Origin of the sequence: Burkholderia sp. BCC1988 (assembly GCF_905339895.1) — a bacterium.
GTDB lineage: Bacteria > Pseudomonadota > Gammaproteobacteria > Burkholderiales > Burkholderiaceae > Burkholderia.
This window is the reverse complement of record NZ_CAJPHA010000033.1, coordinates 1-15,593: the sequence shown is the minus strand read 5'-3', so window position 1 is coordinate 15,593 and position 15,593 is coordinate 1. Positions and strand designations below refer to the sequence as shown.

Sequence of the window (15,593 nt, the reverse complement as noted above, 5' to 3'; positions counted from 1 at the left end):
CATCACGGGCCGCGGCGCGTGCGGGGCCGGTTCGCCGCACGCGCGCTGACCAGTTCTGCATTAGCGATCCTCAAGATCGTTTTCGGCCCGGCAGGGCTATAATCGCCGCTTTCGGTTTGGTCGTCGCCATGAAACCGCTGGCCGTTCCCTCTCTCGCGAACATCGCGTCGCGCCTTCGCCTGAAGCAGCTCAAGCTGCTGATCGCGCTCGAAAACCATGGCTCGCTGCACAAGGCCGCCGAAGAAATCGCGATCTCGCAGCCCGGCGCGACCAAGGTGCTGCGCGAGATCGAGGACATCCTCGGCATGCCGCTGTTCGAGCGGCAGCCGAAAGGCCTCGTCGCGAACGACCTCGGCCGCTGCGTCACGCGCTATGCGCGCCTCATCTACAGCGACCTCGAACACCTGCATACCGAAGTGCTCGCGATCACGCAGGGGCATGGCGGCCATCTGGCCGTCGGCGTGATCATGGGCGCGGTGCCGCTGCTCACGCGCGCGCTGACCGACCTGCGCCGGCGCCAGCCGCACCTGTCGGTCGAGATCGTCGAAGGCACCAGCGCGAGCCTGCTCGCCCTGATCGACGACGGCCGCATCGATCTCGCGATCTGCCGCAACGGCAACAACCGGCGCCCGGAAGCCTACGACTCTATCCCGCTGCAGTCCGAACCGCTCGCGGTCGTGACCGCGCGCACGCATGCGCTGGCCGAACGCGACGCGCTGACGCTGCGCGATCTCGCCGACGCGGAATGGGTCGCGTATCCGGTCAACACGCCGATGCGGCTCGCGCTCGAACGTGCGCTCGCGGATGCCGGCATCGAGGTGCCGAGTTATCCGATCGAGACGGCGTCGACGTTCGCGACGCTGACGCTGCTACAGGCGAACCCGGAACTGGTCGCGGTGATTCCGCGCGAAGTCGCCGAGTTCGGCGAACGCTTCGGCCTCGTTGCGTGCCTGCCGGTCGCGATCCCCGCGCTCGACGAGCCGTTCGGCGTGGTGGCCCGCACCTTCGCGCACCTGACACCCGGTGCGCGCATGCTCGTCGAGACGCTACAGCAGCCGCTGCCTACTTGATCGGCGAGAACGCGGCCGGACGCAGCAGCTTCGACTCCATCCTTTCCAGCATCGGGAACGCCTTCGGCACGAACTTCTCGAGCCAGTCCGGATCCTCGTACAGCGCGGTGCGCCGCTTGATGCGGTCGTCGAGGCTGTCGTACGCCCAGATGTGGACGACCTGGTTCAGCTCGCCGATTTCCGTGTACCACCAGCCGACTAGCGTCGCGTAGCGGGAAATCACCGGCAGGCCTTCCTTCTCGAAGTGCCGCAGGTATTCGTTCATCTTGCCGATCTGGACCGTGTAGGTCCGCATTTCGTAATACATGACTGCTCCTGGTTGAATCGAATCGGGGAATCGTGGAATCGGAGGCGCGCGCATGAAGCGCCGCGCAATCAGATCTCGCCGGCGTATGCGGCGCGGATGATCGCTTCGACGTCGCGCGCGGTCGTCAGGCGCGGATTGACGAGCACGTTGCCGCTGCGCATCGAGTCGGCCACCATCTGCGGCAGGTGCGCGAGATCGACGCCGAGTTCGCGGATGTTCGAAGGAATCGCGAGCGCGCGATTGAGTTCGACGATCTGCTCGACCAGCGCACGCGCGGCCGTTTCCGCATCGAGGCCGGCCACGTCGCCGCCGAGCGCTTCCGCGATGTCGCGGAACAGCGCCGGGCACGCCGGGCGGTTGAAGTCGATCACGTACGGCAGCAGCGCCGCGTTCGCGATGCCGTGGGCAATGTTGAACACGCCGCCCATCGTGTGCGAGATCGCATGCACGTTGCCGAGCTTCGACTGCGAGAACGCGACGCCGGCGAGGAACGAGCCGAGCAGCATGTCTTCACGCGCGGCGAGGTCGGAGCCGACGTAGAACGCGGTGCGCAGGCTGCGCCCGATCAGGCGGATCGCGCCGAGCGCGAGCGATTGGCTGACCGGGTTCGCCTGCTTCGACACGTACGATTCGATCGCGTGGGTCAGCGCGTCCATCCCGGTGGCCGCCGTGATCGGCGCGGGCAGCTTCAGCGTGAGTTCCGCATCGAGAATCGCGAGCTTCGGGAAAATCTTGTGGCTGACGATCACGGTCTTGAACAGCGTTTCCTGGTTCGTGAACACCGTCGATGCCGTGCACTCGCTGCCGGTTCCCGACGTGGTCGGGATCGCGAAGATCGGCAGCGGTTCGTCGGGAATCCTGTTGTAGCCCTCGTAATCGAGGATCGTGCCGCCGTTGGTCGCCATCGCGGCCACGCCCTTCGCGGTGTCGATGCTGCTGCCGCCGCCGACGCCGATCACCGCGGTGCAGCGATGCTCCTTCAGGAACGTCAGCGCGCTGTCGAGCACCGCGGTGCTCGGGTTCGCCTCGACACCCGAGAAGATTGCGTACGCAACGTCCGCGTCGCGCAGCGACGCGAAAAATCCTTCGAGCACGCCGCTCTTGATCAGGCCTTCGTCGGTCACGACCAGCAGCTTGCCGTCGAACAGCGGCTTCAGCAGTTCGCCGGCCTGGCGCGCGAGGCCGTTGCCGAATTTCAGCGTGGTGGGAAAGAAGTATTGGAATGGGTTCATGGTGCTTTCTCCGTGTGAAGTCTCCGCACCAGACACTACAAGCGGCCGATCGCCGCCGGTAATGAAAAAACCGGATCGCCCGATAACGGCCGCTTATTCCCCCGCACGCCGCGCCGTTTGGTTATCACGCGATCACGAAGCGTCATTAGGCAAGACGCGGCGGCCGCCCTACAGTCGCTGCACGGAACGCGTCATCGCACCGCAACCATAACGACGGAGACAACCATGCCCCTCTCGCATTCCCCTGCCGCATCGGCCGCATCGGCGCCGCTCGACGCGGCGGCCCGGCCGACCAGCGTCCGCTGGCGCATCTTCCTGCTCATGCTGCTGCTCGTCGCGATCAACTACATCGACCGCGCGTCGCTGTCGGTCGCGATGCCGCTGATCGCGCCGCAATTCAACCTGTCGCCCGCGCTCGAAGGGCTGATGCTCAGCGCGTTCTTCTGGTCGTACGCGCTGATGCAGATCCCGGTCGGCGTGATGCTCGACCGTTATCACACGCGCGGCATCATCGCGACCGCGACGCTCGCGTGGGGCGCGTTCCAGGCGCTCGGTGCGGCCTCGCACAACTGGTTGCTGCTGATGCTCACGCGCATGGGCCTCGGCTTCTCCGAATCGCCGGTGTTTCCGGCCGGCGCGAAGCTGATCGGCTCGTGGCTCACGCCGCACGAGCGCGGCCGCGGCGCCGTGCTGGTCGACGGCGGCGCACCGCTCGGCAGCGCGCTCGGCGCGATCCTGATCTCCGCGCTGATCGCGTGGTTCGGCTCGTGGCGCATCGCATTCGTGATCGCCGGTATCGGCACGATGCTGGTGGGCGTGCTCGTGTGGCGCTATATCCGCAACCATCCGTCCGAGCATCCGGGCGTCAACGCGGCCGAGCTCGAGCACATCACGCGCGCGAACCCGCCGGCACCGGCCGCGGCCGAACGCGTGCCGCTGCGCGAACTCGTGAAGGATCGTTCGGTGCTCGCGATGTTCGCCGGCTACAGCTGCATCCTCGCGGTGTTCTACGGGCTGCTCACGTGGATGCCGAGCTACCTGCACAAGACCTACGGCTTCAACATCGCGACGACGGGCGGCGCAACGTTCGTCATCTTCATGTCGGGCTTCGTCGGCGAACTGATCGGCGGGACCATCGGCGACCGCTGGAAAGCGTCGGGGGCATCGCCGAACCTCGTGATGCGCACGATGTTCAGCGGCTCGTCGCTGATCGCCGCCGCGTGCATCCTGGCCGCCGCGTACATCGCGAACGCCAATGCGGTCGTGCTGCTGCTCAGCATCGCGATGTTCTTCATCCGCTTCTGCGGGATGTACTGGAGCCTGCCCGCGATCGTCGGCGGCCCCGAGCGCGCGGGCGTGCTCGGCGGCACGATGAACTTCTGCGGCAGCATGGTCGGCGTGGTGGTGCCGATCCTGATCGGGCTGATCGTCCAGTGGTCGGGCTCGTACTTCCTCGCGCTGCTGTTCTTCGTCGCGATGGCCGTGCTGATCGCGGTGTTCTCCAGCCTGATCGACTACCGGCCGCGCACGCACGGCTAGGAAGCTCCGACAAAATGAACTGATGCGGCTGCTCACCTGCCGCACGCGCCGTTCACCTCTTCGTTGTTTCGCTGACGAGGAGGTCATGGCAACACCGATACTCGATGGCGAACTGTGGTCACTGATCCAACCGCTGCTGCAACCACCGAAACCACGTCGCGCGCGATACCCGGGGTGCTGACCAGCATTCTGTTCGTGCCGCAGTCCGGCATTTCCTGGAAGTTGCTTCCGCAGGAAACGGGCTGCGGCTCGGGCATGAGCTGCTGGCGCAGACTGCGCGACTGGCAACAGCCTGGCTGCACAACTTCGGGCGACTGCACATCCGGTTCGAGCGCCTCGCGGCGATCCACGAAGCGTTCATGAAGATCGCCGCTTGCATCATCTGCTGGCGACGGCTTCCAAACTCATTGTGTGAGCACTTCCTGGAGCGTTGCGGCATCGCGCAACTCGCGAAGGAGAAAGCGCTGCAAGGCCTGTACCGCCGACATGCGATCGCTGCCATCCGCATGGCTGAACAAGCCGAATTCCGCCGATGGCGGGTGCGGCAATCCGGTGGCAGCCGGATCGAGCGCGCGCATCGAATCGCGCCGGACGTTCCATTCGAGCAGGACCGTGACCCCCAGCCCTGCCTCGACTGCGGATTGAATGGCGGCCAGGCTCGTGCTCGTGCAGATGACTTTCCATGCGACCCGAGCATCGCGCAATGACGCATACAGCCTGTCTTGCCACGGACACGCACCGCCGAATGCGACGAACGGCAATGGAGCGTGGCGGACATCTCCGTCATACGCAAGGCCAGCCGCCCAGAACAGCGGATGCCGCCACCGCACGAGCGGTTCCGCATGGATGAACGTCGGGTCGATGATCGCGAAATCGAGCGAGCCATTCATGAAATCCTGCGACAGCGCCTTGCTCGAATCGACGACGATCTCCACGGCGACATTCGGGAACGAAGCGCCAAAATCACGCAGCGTGTGCGGCAGATGGCCAACAGCGATGTCCTCGAGGAGGCCGAGCCGGACCGTCCCTGAGATCTCACCTGCATTCAGCGCAGCGCGCGCCGCGATCCCGATGTCGAGCATGCGCTGCGCGTAAGGCAGCAGCACGCTGCCCGCCGCGGTCGGCTTGATGCCGCGTGGCGAACGTTCGAGCAGGCGCTGCCCGACCGATTCTTCCAGCCGGCGCAATGCCATGCTGACGGCGGCCTGCGTGCGATGCAGCGCCTGCGCCGCCTCGCTCACGCTACCGGTTTCGACCACGATCAGAAAGGTGCGCAACAAGCCGCTGTCGAGATCCCGAGCCATAAATATTCTTGAAGCGCCCATAAAAAATTCGAGCTTATACCAAACGAACATGCGTGGTTAACATCGCCGCATCGCCATCATGGAGCACTGCATGAACGAAGAAACCGGAAGCATCCGGGCCGGCCGGCACACGACCGCTTCCACACCGGTTGCGCGCGACGCGTTCACGGCGAATGCGGCGTTTGGCGCGTCGCGGACACGACGCTTCCAGGCGGCTCTGGCACCCGGGTTCGCCGTGGTGTCGATGTGCAGCGTCCAGCTCGGCGCTGCGCTGTCGCGGCCCGCGATGATCGAGTACGGAACGTTCAGCACGACCTGGCTGCGCCTGTGTTTCGCCGCCTTCGCGCTGGCCGTGATCGTGCGCCCGCCCGTCCGGCGCTATTCCCGGCAGCGCTGGATCGCCGCCATCGCGCTCGGCTGCGCGATGGCCTGCATGACATTGTGCTTCTTCGAGGCGGTCAAGCGCGTGCCGCTCGGGCTCGCCGTCGCGATCAATTTCTTGGGGCCGCTGTGCGTCGCGACCATCGGCGTACGCAAGATCCGGATGCTCGCGTGGCCCGCGCTCGCCCTGGCAGGAATCGTGCTGCTCGCGCGCCAGGACGACATGTGGATCGTGCCCGTTGCGGCGCTCGTATTCCCGCTCGGCTCGGCGCTCGGATGGGCCGCCTACATCCTGATGATGAAGCGCGTGGGGTCGCTGTTCGATGGTCTGCAAGGCCTGTCCACGTCGCTGATCGTCGCGGCGCTCGTGACCGCGCCATTCGGCCTCACAGAAAGCGGCGGGCATTTTCCGGCCGGGCAATTGATCGACGCTGCCGGTCTCGCCGTGCTCGTCCCGCTCTTGCCTTATGTTCTGGAGATGATTGCGTTACGGCGCATGACGGCGTCGGCGTTTGGCATCCTGATGAGCGTCGAGCCTGCGATTGCCTCGGCAATCGGATTTGCGGTACTCGGCCAGCCCATGACCCTGCTGCAAAGTATCGGCACGTTGTTTGTCATCGGTGCCAGCGCAGGCGCCGTGATGCAGCAGTAGCCGGCTCCACAAGGCTTGGCTGGCATGCGCTTCGTCGCCTCGCCATCGGAGTCGGAGTCGGAATGACAAGACAGGCGCTGGCCGCGATCGACGATTCGAGTGCAGGGTGATGTTGAGCGACCTGTTTGTCCGCCAAACGCCTGCTCCGGGCAGCTCCAGGGTCTGTTTACATTTGTGCGGGTTGTCGGGTCATCCGGTCCGCTCGGTTCGGGCGACTATTCGCCGGTGATTGCGTCACATGCTGGTAGGATGAAGTTCGTTTCTGCTTGCATTGATGATCTGACCTGTAACCGCCTCATTCTCGGAGTAGACATGGTTGATATTTCACGTGAGACCGTCGAACAAACTGAGCGTCGCCTTCGACGAGTCATCACCGAGGCACGCCTACGGATTTACTCCGGCACGTACACGTTCATTGAATTTCCGCTGGATCAATTCCCAAGCGCTGTGCGGGCCGACGCACTTGCCTTGGTGCGAGACGACAACGTGTGGAGTCAGCTTGTGCCGAGTGACGGTTCACACCAGGAACAGTTCGGCATCTTTCGATTCCACTTCCCGGCAGGGGCAGACAATAGTGGCTTCGTTGGCTGGCTGGCTACCCATCTCAAGAATCGATTTGGCACCGGCGTATTTGTGACGTGCGGACAGAATCATGCGGATGGCGGTATCTTCGATTACTGGGGCGTACCCGAGACGCTGGCAGACGAGGTGATCGAGGAAGTCAAGCGGCTTGTTCAGGGGCAGAGCGATCATCGATAAAGCTCATCCGATACGGCACGCGGCTATAGCGACGCTTGGTTTTTCTGTTCGAGCGAAGCGGGATGACTGCTTTCGCACGCGGAGAGTGGATACTCGTCACAAAGGCGTTCGAGTCGTACCTTTGTCAGCGATGACCGCAACGGCACGCAAGTGCTAAACCAGTCATTCGCGCACGAAATATCGCAGCGGTTGGATCAGTGACCGCAATTCGCCATCGAGTATCGGTTTTGCCGTGCTCTCGTCGTCAGCGAAACAACGAAGTGGTGAGCAGAGCGTGCGACAGGTTGGCAGCCCCATCCGTTCATTTTGTTAGAGATTCTAATTGAACGGCCAAGCGCGCGCCCGAACGGTGCGCCGCACCGCACCGTCCCGACGATGCCCGCTTGCGCGGGCATTTTTTATCGACTCGCGTCGACCGGCCCGATCAGCGATCGATCGGCAGCGGCGCGTTCGCGGCGACGAGCCCCTGCTCGCGCATCTCGCGCCAGAAGTCGGCGGGAATCGTCGCGTTCAGCGCGTCGACATCTTCCGCGATGCGCGCCGGACGGCTCGCACCGGGAATCACCGACGCGACCGCGGGATGCGCGAGCACGAACTGCAGCGCGGCCGCCTTGACCGGCACGTCGTAGCGTGCGGCGATCGCCTTGATGCGTTCGACCTTCGCGACGATTTCCGGCGAAGCCTTCTGGTATTCGAAGTGCGCGCCGCCGACCAGCACGCCCGAACTGTACGGCCCCCCGACGACGATCCCGACGCCTAGCGCGGCTGCCACCGGCATCACGCGCTGCAGCGCGCGCTCGTGATCGAGCAACGTATAGCGGCCGGCCAGCAGCATGCCGTCCGGCTGCGGTTCGGCGAGGTCGAGCACGAGCTCGATCGGCTCGACGCGGTTCACGCCAAGGCCCCACGCGCCGATCACGCCCTCTTCGCGCAGCTTGCCCAGCACGCGGAACGCGCCCTTGCGCGCGACCTCGAACTGCGCGAGCCATTCGTCGCCGTAGATGTCCTGCGCGATGTCGTGCACCCATACGATGTCGAGGCGATCGGTACGCAGGCGCTTCAGGCTGCCCTCGATCGAGCGCAGCGTCGCGTCGGCCGTGTAGTCGCTGACGAGCCGGTTCGCGCGGCCATGCGCGAAGATTCCGGTCTTCTCGCCGTAGTCGCGCGCGCTCGCGTCTTCCATTTCGTCGAGCACGACGCGGCCTACCTTCGTGCTGATCACGTAGTCGTCGCGCCGATGGCCGGCGAGCACGTCGCCCAGACGCGACTCGGCCAGCCCCGCGCCGTACGACGGCGCGGTGTCGAAGTAGCGGATCCCGCGCGCCCACGCGGCTTCGACGGTCGCGGCGGCTTCGTCGTCGGGGATGTCGCGGAACATGTTGCCGAGCGGGGCGGCGCCGAAACCGAGCGTGTTGTCGGCCGGCAGCGTGGCTTTGAGACGCATGCATTTCTCCACAGGTCACGGAAAGTGCGTCCAGTCTAGGTTGCATGGTTATGTCTGTCCAAGACATAATTCATCAAACTTGAGTCCCACGAGGTCTTATATGCTCGACATCCGTCAGCTTCAATATTTCATCGCGGTCGCGGAGGAAGAACACGTCGGCCGCGCCGCCGAACGGCTGCACATTTCGCAGTCGCCGCTCAGCCGCCAGATCGCGCAACTCGAGGAAAAGCTCGGGCTGACGCTGTTCGAACGCAGCCAGCAGCGCATTCGTCTGACGCGCGACGGCCGCACGTTCCTCAGCGAGACGCAGGCGTTCCTGCGCCATGCGCACCGGCTGGAATCGCTCGCGCGCCGGCTCGGCCGCGGCGACGAAGGCGGGCTCTGCATCGGCTACCTGGAAACGGCCACGCACTCGGGCGTGCTGCCGCGCGCGCTGAAGACGTTGCGCGCGGACCGCCCGGCCGTCCACATCGCGCTGTACAACTACACGTCCGCCGCGCAGCTCGAAGGCCTGCGCGAGCGCAGTCTCGACATCGCGCTCGTGACCGAGCCGCCCGCGCCCGACGATCCGGAACTCGAATCGATGCGCGTGCTGAACGATCCGATGCTGCTCGCGCTGCCCGAAGGCCATCCGCTCGCGAAGAAGAAGACGCTCGCGGCCGACGACCTCGCGACGCAGCCGTGGATCGGGGTCACGCAGCAGGAAAGCGCGCCGCGTCACGGCGCGTTCGTCGCCGCGTGCGCGAAGGCCGGTTTCTCGCCGGATATTTCCGTCGAGGCGAGCGAGCCGCTCGCGGCGCTCGGGCTCGTCGCCGCCGGGCTCGGCGTGACGATGATCCAGCAGAGCCTGCGTCACCAGGTGCCGGAAGGCGTCGTGCTGCGCGAGCTGCCGTGGTTCAGCTATCGCACGCCGCTGTGGGCCGCGTGGCACAAGGTCAACTTGCGGCCGCTGGTCGGCGTGTTCCGCGAGATTCTGACCGGCGAGGATGTGGTCGCGACGGTCGAGTGACGTGACGGGGGCGCGTGGTGTGCTCGCGCCGCGCGCGGCGTCGTTGCCCGCACATCGAATGGCGCGGCCGTGTTGCCGTGTTGCCGTGTTGCCGTGTTGCCGTGTTGCCGTGTTGCCGTGTCGCCGTGTCGCCGTGTCGCCGTGTCGCCGTGTCGCCGTGTCGCCGTGTCGCCGTGTCGCCGTGTCGCCGTGTCGCCGTGTCGCCGTGTCGCCGTGTCGCCGTGTCGCCGTGTCGCCGTGTCGCCGTGCCTCAACATGAAGACTCGCGATCCGGATCGACGCAATCGCCGGCAAAGACAGGGAATCCGTCATGCCGTCCGCATCCCCCCACACGATTCCGGCTGAAATCGATCGAGCCGGCATCGGTCCGCATGCGATTGCATGCGCGACACCGGATGCCGGCTTCCCCCCGCTCGCGCGTCAGTTCGCGAGCGTGACCTTCCCGTCCATCAGCCGGTTGATCGCCAGCGGATTCGAGGTCTTCAGCGCATCGGGCAGCAGCGCCTCCGGCATGTCCTGATAGCAGACCGGCCGCAGGAAACGACGGATCGCGAGACTGCCGACCGACGTCGTACGCCCGTCCGCGGTGGCCGGATACGGGCCGCCGTGCACCATCGCATGCGCGACTTCCACGCCGGTGCCGAAACCGTTGACGAGCACGCGGCCCGCGCGCCGCTCCAGCGCCGGCAGGAACGTGCGCGCGGCGGCGTAGTCGGCTTCGTCGATATGGAGCGCCGTCGTCAACTGCCCTTCCAGCGACTCGATCAGATCGAGCATCGTGTCGAGGTCCGGACAGCGGACGATCAGCGACGCCGCGCCGAACATCTCCTCATGCAGCGCCTTCGACTCGCGGAACGCGTCCGCGCTCGTCGAGAACAGCGCGCCCTGCCCCTGGTTCGCGCCGGCCGGCGCATGCGCGCGCGCGACGGTGCGCACCTGCGGATGCTGCGCGAGCGCGGCCACCGAACGCTCGAAGGCCTGATGAATGCCCGGCGTGAGCATCGTCGCCGCCGCGGCCTGGGCGAGCCGCTCCGCCGCCGCGGCGGTAAAGCGCTCGAGTGCCGGCCCGTCCACGGCAAGGATCAACCCCGGATTCGTGCAGAACTGCCCGGCGCCGAGCGTCAGCGACTGCACGAACTGCTGCGCGATCGCGTCGCCGCGCGCGTCGAGTGCGTTCGGGAACAGCAGCACCGGATTGATGCTGCTCATTTCCGCGTACACGGGGATCGGCTCGGGCCGCGCGTTCGCAAGCGCGATCAGCGCGGTGCCGGCATGGCGCGAACCGGTGAAGCCGACCGCCTTGATGCGCCGATCGCGCACTAGCCCCTGCCCGATCTCGAGGCCGGTGTCGAACAGTAGCGAGAACGTGCCTTCCGGCATCCCGCACGTCTTCACCGCCCGCTGCACGGCGATCCCGACCAGTTCCGACGTGCCCGGATGCGCCGGGTGCGCTTTCACGATCACCGGGCAGCCGGCCGCGAGCGCGGACGCCGTATCGCCGCCCGCGACCGAGAATGCCAGCGGGAAATTGCTCGCGCCGAACACCGCGACCGGCCCGAGGCCGATATGACGCAGGCGCAGGTCGGGACGCGGCGCCGGTTGGCGTGCCGGCTGCGCCGGATCGATGCGCGCGTCGAGGTAGTCGCCCGCGCGCACCACGTCGGCGAACATCCGCAGCTGGCCGACCGTTCGGCCGCGCTCGCCTTCGACGCGGGCGCGCGGCAGGCCCGTTTCCGCGACGCAGCGCTCGACCAGTTCGTCGCCGAGCGCGAGGATGTTCGCCGCGATCGTCTCGAGGAACGTCGCGCGCGCGTCGGGTTGCGTTTCGCGATACGTGTCGAACGCGGCCCAGGCGAGCGCGCATGCTTCATCGAGATCGACGCTGCTCGCGCCGCCGAAGGCCGGCGCCATGCGTTCGCCGCTGGATGCGTTGACCGCGTATGTGTCGCCGTTCGTGCCGCGCCGTGCGCGCGAGCCGATCAGCAGGTTGCCTGCGAGTGTCATGTTCGTTTCCTCTGTAGATGGATCGGGTGCGAACGCCGTGCGATCACGGGCTCGCATAGGTGTTGTGTGTTGTTTGTCGTGCCGGCGCGCCTGTCGCGTCGCCGTGAATGGGCCGGGCTGTTCGAATCCGTGCGGCGGGGCGCTCGATGCCGGGCTCGCATCACCCGGCCCCGACAACGGTGCATTGCCGTCGAGCCGCATCGTCGGTGCGTCGGTGGCCGCCTCGAACGATCAGAACGTACCCGGATACGCGCCGCCGTCGAGCAGTACGTTCTGGCCCGTCAGGTAGCCCGCGTGCGCGCTGCACAGGAACGCGCACACCGCGCCGAACTCGTCGGCCGAGCCGAAGCGCCCGGCCGGCACGGCCTGCCGCTTCGCTTCGCGCATCGCTTCGTAATCCTTGCCTTCCGCCTTCGCCGACGCATCCGTCGCCTTCTTCAGGCGATCGGTGTCGAACAGCCCCGGCAACAGGTTGTTGATCGTCACGTTGCGCGTCGCGATGCGCTTTTGCCGCGCGATGCCCGCGACGAAGCCGGTCAGGCCCGTGCGCGCGCCGTTCGACAGGCCGAGCACGTCGATCGGCGCCTTCACCGCGCTCGACGTGATGTTGACGATGCGGCCGAAGCCACGCTCGGTCATCCCGTCGACGGTCGCCTTGATCAGCTCGATCGCGGTCAGCATGTTCGCGTCGAGCGCGGCGATCCAGTCGTCGCGCGTCCATTCGCGGAAGTCGCCCGGCGGCGGGCCGCCCGCGTTGTTCACGAGGATGTCGACGTGCGGCGCGGCCGCGAGCGCCGCCGCGCGGCCCGCGCTCGTCGTGATGTCGCCGGCCACCGCGATCACCGTGACGGCAGGATTGAGCGCGCGCAGTTCGCGGGCGGTCGCGTCGAGCGCGTCGCTGCCGCGCGCGGTGATCACGACGTTCACGCCCTCGGCGACGAGCGCCTGCGCGCACCCCTTGCCGAGCCCCTTGCTCGCTGCGCAAACCAGCGCCCAGCGGCCTTCGATGTTCAGGTTCATCTGCGTTCTTCCTGGAATGCCGTGCGCGCCGCCCGGTGCCGCCGCGTGCGCCGGCCGGCACGCTCACGCGCCGGCGCTGCCGTGCGCGCAGCGCGTGCCGGCGGCGCACCGACTGACGCGCACGTCCGAAATGCGCCGGAAAGCCGCGCAATGGGCCAGCATACGGAGTCCGCCCCCGCGCGACAATTGACAGGATGTGATACCGGTATAACCGCGCGTTATCGGTCGTTGCCCCGCCGCCGCATGCGGGCGCGTTCCGCGTCCATCGCATGCCGCCGCGGCGGCCGGATGACGAACGGTGCGACCGCAACGCCGACGACGGCTCGGCACGTTCATACGACGATTGACGATGCGCGCGCGGTGGCGCCGGTGCCGCGCGTCGTCACGGATGAAAACCCGCCACGACGCACGGCGCTGGCGGGTGCCGACACGACCGGCACCCGTTCACCGCGCGCGACATCGTCACACCGTCACGCGATAGCGCCGCTACGCCACGACACCGTCACGCCGCGAACCGCTTCGCCAGTTCGGCAAGACCGTCCTCGTAGATACCGCGGAAGAGGCGGATCGCTTCGTCGTCGGTCGCGCCATCCGGCGTGAACGTGCCCGACCACTCGACCGTCGCCGCGTTCGCGCCGTTCTCGCGCACGCGCAGCGTGGAGCGATAGTTCACGACCGGGAACGGCGCTTCGAGGATCGCGTACGTGTAGCTGCGTGCCGCGTCGTCGAAGGCGACCAGCCGCTCGACGATCGCGTCGCCGTCCGGGTTCGCGAGGCTGCGCACGCGACCGCCTTCGCTCAGCTCGCTCGCCGGGATGTACGACAGCCAGTCGGGCAGCGACCCGAAGCCGCCGATCAGTGTCCAGACCGTGTCGGCCGAAGCCGCGATCTCGATGCTTGCATTGGCCTGTGCCATGTCATCACCTTTCAGGATCAACGATCGGTCGGCAGCGGCGCATTGGCCGCAATCAGACCTTGTTCACGCATTTCGCGCCAGAAGTCGGCCGGAATCACCACGTTCAGCGCAGCCTGGTCTTCCGCGATCCGCTCCGGACGGCTCGCGCCCGGAATCACCGCGACGGTGGCCGGATGCGACATCGAGAACTGCAGCGCGGCGGCCTTGATCGGCACGTCGTAGCGCGCGGCGATCGCCTTGATGCGCTCGACCTTCGCGAGGATTTCCGGCGAAGCCTTCTGGTATTCGAAGTGCGTGCCGCCTGCGAGTACGCCCGAGCTGTACGGGCCGCCGACGACGATCCCGACGTCCTGCGCGGCAGCCGCCGGCATCACGCGTTGCAGCGCGCGCTCGTGATCGAGCAGCGTGTAGCGGCCGGCGAGCAGCATGCCGTCCGGTTGCGGTTCGGACAGGTCGAGCACGAGTTCGATCGGCTCGACGCGGTTCACGCCGAGGCCCCACGCCTTGATCACGCCTTCTTCGCGCAGCTTGCTCAGCACGCGGAATGCGCCCTTGCGCGCGACTTCGAACTGCGCGAGCCATTCGTCGCCGTAGAAGTCCTGAGCGATGTCGTGCACCCAGACGATGTCGAGGCGGTCGGTGCGCAGACGCTTCAGGCTGTCCTCGATCGAACGCAGCGTCGCATCGGCCGTGTAGTCGTTGACGATGCGGTTCGGCCGGCCGTGTTCGAACAGGCCGCCCTTCTCGCCGAGATCGCGCGCCGACACGTCCTCGACTTCGTCGAGGATCACGCGGCCGACCTTGGTGCTCAGTACGTATTCGTCACGCGGGTGATTCGCCAGCGCGTCGCCGAGGCGGATTTCCGCGAGGCCGGCGCCGTAGAACGGGGCCGAATCGAAATAACGGATGCCGTGTTGCCATGCCGCTTCGACGGTGGCCGCGGCTTCCGCGTCGGGGATGTTGCGGAACATGTTGCCGAGCGGGGCAGTACCGAAACCAAGGATCTTGTTACCGGGCAGCTTGTCTTTGAGACTCATCATTTTCTCCAGGGGTGAGGGAAAGCGAGTTCAGTCTAGGCAGACGGGTTAAGTCTGTCCAAGACGGAATTCGACACAGTTGAGTCCCTGGAGGTCTAAAACGTGGTCTGAAGGGGTGGGCGGATATCGCGTCCGGAGGGTCCGTTCGCGCGGCGGCCCCGCCCGACAAGGCTGGCGACGGAATCAGCTGCCGATTCGTGATTTCAGATCAAAAGTGATTTCGCCGGTGAGCACGATCGGCAACGCCGCGCGTGCCCCCAATTGCCGCACGCCTGCAACGCGTCGCGCAAAGGAATCCCCGTTGCGCCTCTTTCGAAGGCGCAACGGGGAAAAGCCGCCTGGTGATGGAATCTGCGTTCCGTCGCAATGCGCGGCTCATGCCCTCAGGCGCGACCGTCCCCTTGCGTATCCCGGGCATCGCCCAGCATCGTGACGAGGACGAGCGCTGCAATCAGGCCCAAGTGCTCGAAGAAACCGTTGAGCGCCATGAAGCGCGCTGCGCCCGTCTGGTTCCAGAAGTCGTTCGCCACCAGCATCGCGACGACGGTCAGCACGCCGAGGCTGCCGGCGCCGAGCCACGTGAAGCGGCGAAACACCACGCACAGCGAACCGCCGATCTCGACGACAACCGCCAGTGCAGCCCATAGCGCAGGCGGATGCAGGCCGAAATGCGCCTGCTCCGCGACCGCGCCGTCGAAGTCGAGCGCCTTCGCGACGCCGCCGATCAGAAAGGCGGAAACGAGTGCGAGCCGGACCAGCGCGCCGACCCACGGCTGCGCGAGCAGGACACGGATCCACGCGGGGCTGTGCCGGCCGATCGTCGTCGACATGTCAGACCGCCCAGCAGGAGCAACCGAACGCGCCCCAGAAGCCCTTCGCGTCCGACGTCGGCAATGCGCTGCCCCACGCACTCGCGTGC

General features: G+C 66.5%; 14 protein-coding genes and 1 pseudogene. 6 read left to right on the top strand and 9 right to left on the bottom strand.

Annotation, left to right across the window (positions count from 1 at the left end):
• Positions 1 to 128 precede the first annotated feature (128 nt).
• Complete coding sequence (locus U4012_RS32675; RefSeq protein ID WP_044847143.1) at positions 129 to 1,070, top strand: LysR family transcriptional regulator; 942 nt, start codon at positions 129 to 131, stop codon at positions 1,068 to 1,070.
• Here U4012_RS32675 and U4012_RS32670 read toward each other — a convergent pair.
• Positions 1,063 to 1,377, bottom strand: a complete 315-nt coding sequence (locus U4012_RS32670) for an NIPSNAP family protein (RefSeq protein WP_257773282.1) — start codon at positions 1,375 to 1,377, stop codon at positions 1,063 to 1,065. The two genes, U4012_RS32675 and U4012_RS32670, sit on opposite strands and share 8 nt — an antisense overlap.
• A gap of 68 nt (positions 1,378 to 1,445) precedes the next feature.
• Positions 1,446 to 2,609, bottom strand: a complete 1,164-nt coding sequence (locus U4012_RS32665; protein WP_321803764.1) for an iron-containing alcohol dehydrogenase — start codon at positions 2,607 to 2,609, stop codon at positions 1,446 to 1,448.
• A 225-nt stretch (positions 2,610 to 2,834) separates the two neighbouring features.
• Here U4012_RS32665 and U4012_RS32660 point away from each other — a divergent pair, with 225 nt between their 5' ends.
• Positions 2,835 to 4,148: an MFS transporter gene (locus U4012_RS32660; RefSeq protein WP_321803762.1), complete on the top strand. Its 1,314-nt coding sequence runs from the start codon at positions 2,835 to 2,837 to the stop codon at positions 4,146 to 4,148.
• A gap of 85 nt (positions 4,149 to 4,233) precedes the next feature.
• Positions 4,234 to 4,445 (top strand): annotated as a pseudogene (locus U4012_RS32655) (transposase); the annotation flags it as partial.
• A gap of 107 nt (positions 4,446 to 4,552) precedes the next feature.
• Here the strand turns inward: U4012_RS32655 and U4012_RS32650 are convergent.
• The gene (locus U4012_RS32650) at positions 4,553 to 5,452 is read right to left on the bottom strand and encodes a LysR family transcriptional regulator (protein ID WP_321803829.1); all 900 of its coding nucleotides are present in this window, start codon (positions 5,450 to 5,452) and stop codon (positions 4,553 to 4,555) included.
• 91 nt (positions 5,453 to 5,543) lie between these two features.
• On the opposite strand from U4012_RS32650, the gene U4012_RS32645 reads away from it, so the two are divergent.
• Positions 5,544 to 6,485 carry an EamA family transporter gene (locus tag U4012_RS32645; RefSeq protein ID WP_415750312.1) on the top strand — a complete coding sequence of 314 codons (942 nt, stop codon included), beginning with the start codon at positions 5,544 to 5,546 and terminating at the stop codon, positions 6,483 to 6,485.
• Between the two features lie 312 nt (positions 6,486 to 6,797).
• Complete coding sequence (locus U4012_RS32640; protein ID WP_044847195.1) at positions 6,798 to 7,244, top strand: DUF6196 family protein; 447 nt, start codon at positions 6,798 to 6,800, stop codon at positions 7,242 to 7,244.
• A gap of 424 nt (positions 7,245 to 7,668) precedes the next feature.
• On the opposite strand, the gene U4012_RS32630 is transcribed toward U4012_RS32640, so the two are convergent.
• Positions 7,669 to 8,688 carry an aldo/keto reductase gene (locus tag U4012_RS32630; RefSeq protein ID WP_321803758.1) on the bottom strand — a complete coding sequence of 340 codons (1,020 nt, stop codon included), beginning with the start codon at positions 8,686 to 8,688 and terminating at the stop codon, positions 7,669 to 7,671.
• 100 nt (positions 8,689 to 8,788) lie between these two features.
• Between U4012_RS32630 and U4012_RS32625 the strand changes: the two genes are divergently transcribed.
• Positions 8,789 to 9,697 carry a LysR family transcriptional regulator gene (locus U4012_RS32625; RefSeq protein ID WP_321803756.1) on the top strand — a complete coding sequence of 303 codons (909 nt, stop codon included), beginning with the start codon at positions 8,789 to 8,791 and terminating at the stop codon, positions 9,695 to 9,697.
• 420 nt (positions 9,698 to 10,117) lie between these two features.
• On the opposite strand, the gene U4012_RS32620 is transcribed toward U4012_RS32625, so the two are convergent.
• From U4012_RS32620 to U4012_RS32600, 5 genes are all read right to left on the bottom strand, one after another.
• Positions 10,118 to 11,701: an aldehyde dehydrogenase (NADP(+)) gene (locus U4012_RS32620; protein WP_321803754.1), complete on the bottom strand. Its 1,584-nt coding sequence runs from the start codon at positions 11,699 to 11,701 to the stop codon at positions 10,118 to 10,120.
• 231 nt (positions 11,702 to 11,932) lie between these two features.
• Positions 11,933 to 12,721: an SDR family oxidoreductase gene (locus tag U4012_RS32615; RefSeq protein WP_321803752.1), complete on the bottom strand. Its 789-nt coding sequence runs from the start codon at positions 12,719 to 12,721 to the stop codon at positions 11,933 to 11,935.
• Positions 12,722 to 13,223: 502 nt separating this feature from the next.
• A complete protein-coding gene (locus U4012_RS32610; RefSeq protein WP_321803750.1) occupies positions 13,224 to 13,637 on the bottom strand; it encodes an SRPBCC family protein in 414 nt (137 codons plus the stop codon).
• Positions 13,638 to 13,654: 17 nt separating this feature from the next.
• Entirely contained in the window at positions 13,655 to 14,674 is a 1,020-nt protein-coding gene (locus U4012_RS32605) for an aldo/keto reductase (protein ID WP_321803748.1), read from the bottom strand.
• Positions 14,675 to 15,057: 383 nt separating this feature from the next.
• The gene (locus U4012_RS32600; RefSeq protein ID WP_321803746.1) at positions 15,058 to 15,504 is read right to left on the bottom strand and encodes a DoxX family protein; all 447 of its coding nucleotides are present in this window, start codon (positions 15,502 to 15,504) and stop codon (positions 15,058 to 15,060) included.
• Positions 15,505 to 15,593 lie beyond the last annotated feature (89 nt).

What these genes read in the sequence shown, in the direction of transcription:
- U4012_RS32675 (WP_044847143.1), top strand. Translation starts at nt 129, where the DNA reads ATGAAACCGCTGGCCGTTCCCTCTCTCGCGAACATCGCGTCGCGCCTT.
- U4012_RS32670 (WP_257773282.1), bottom strand. Translation starts at nt 1,377, where the DNA reads ATGTATTACGAAATGCGGACCTACACGGTCCAGATCGGCAAGATGAAC.
- U4012_RS32665 (WP_321803764.1), bottom strand. Translation starts at nt 2,609, where the DNA reads ATGAACCCATTCCAATACTTCTTTCCCACCACGCTGAAATTCGGCAAC.
- U4012_RS32660 (WP_321803762.1), top strand. Translation starts at nt 2,835, where the DNA reads ATGCCCCTCTCGCATTCCCCTGCCGCATCGGCCGCATCGGCGCCGCTC.
- U4012_RS32650 (WP_321803829.1), bottom strand. Translation starts at nt 5,452, where the DNA reads ATGGCTCGGGATCTCGACAGCGGCTTGTTGCGCACCTTTCTGATCGTG.
- U4012_RS32645 (WP_415750312.1), top strand. Translation starts at nt 5,544, where the DNA reads ATGAACGAAGAAACCGGAAGCATCCGGGCCGGCCGGCACACGACCGCT.
- U4012_RS32640 (WP_044847195.1), top strand. Translation starts at nt 6,798, where the DNA reads ATGGTTGATATTTCACGTGAGACCGTCGAACAAACTGAGCGTCGCCTT.
- U4012_RS32630 (WP_321803758.1), bottom strand. Translation starts at nt 8,688, where the DNA reads ATGCGTCTCAAAGCCACGCTGCCGGCCGACAACACGCTCGGTTTCGGC.
- U4012_RS32625 (WP_321803756.1), top strand. Translation starts at nt 8,789, where the DNA reads ATGCTCGACATCCGTCAGCTTCAATATTTCATCGCGGTCGCGGAGGAA.
- U4012_RS32620 (WP_321803754.1), bottom strand. Translation starts at nt 11,701, where the DNA reads ATGACACTCGCAGGCAACCTGCTGATCGGCTCGCGCGCACGGCGCGGC.
- U4012_RS32615 (WP_321803752.1), bottom strand. Translation starts at nt 12,721, where the DNA reads ATGAACCTGAACATCGAAGGCCGCTGGGCGCTGGTTTGCGCAGCGAGC.
- U4012_RS32610 (WP_321803750.1), bottom strand. Translation starts at nt 13,637, where the DNA reads ATGGCACAGGCCAATGCAAGCATCGAGATCGCGGCTTCGGCCGACACG.
- U4012_RS32605 (WP_321803748.1), bottom strand. Translation starts at nt 14,674, where the DNA reads ATGAGTCTCAAAGACAAGCTGCCCGGTAACAAGATCCTTGGTTTCGGT.
- U4012_RS32600 (WP_321803746.1), bottom strand. Translation starts at nt 15,504, where the DNA reads ATGTCGACGACGATCGGCCGGCACAGCCCCGCGTGGATCCGTGTCCTG.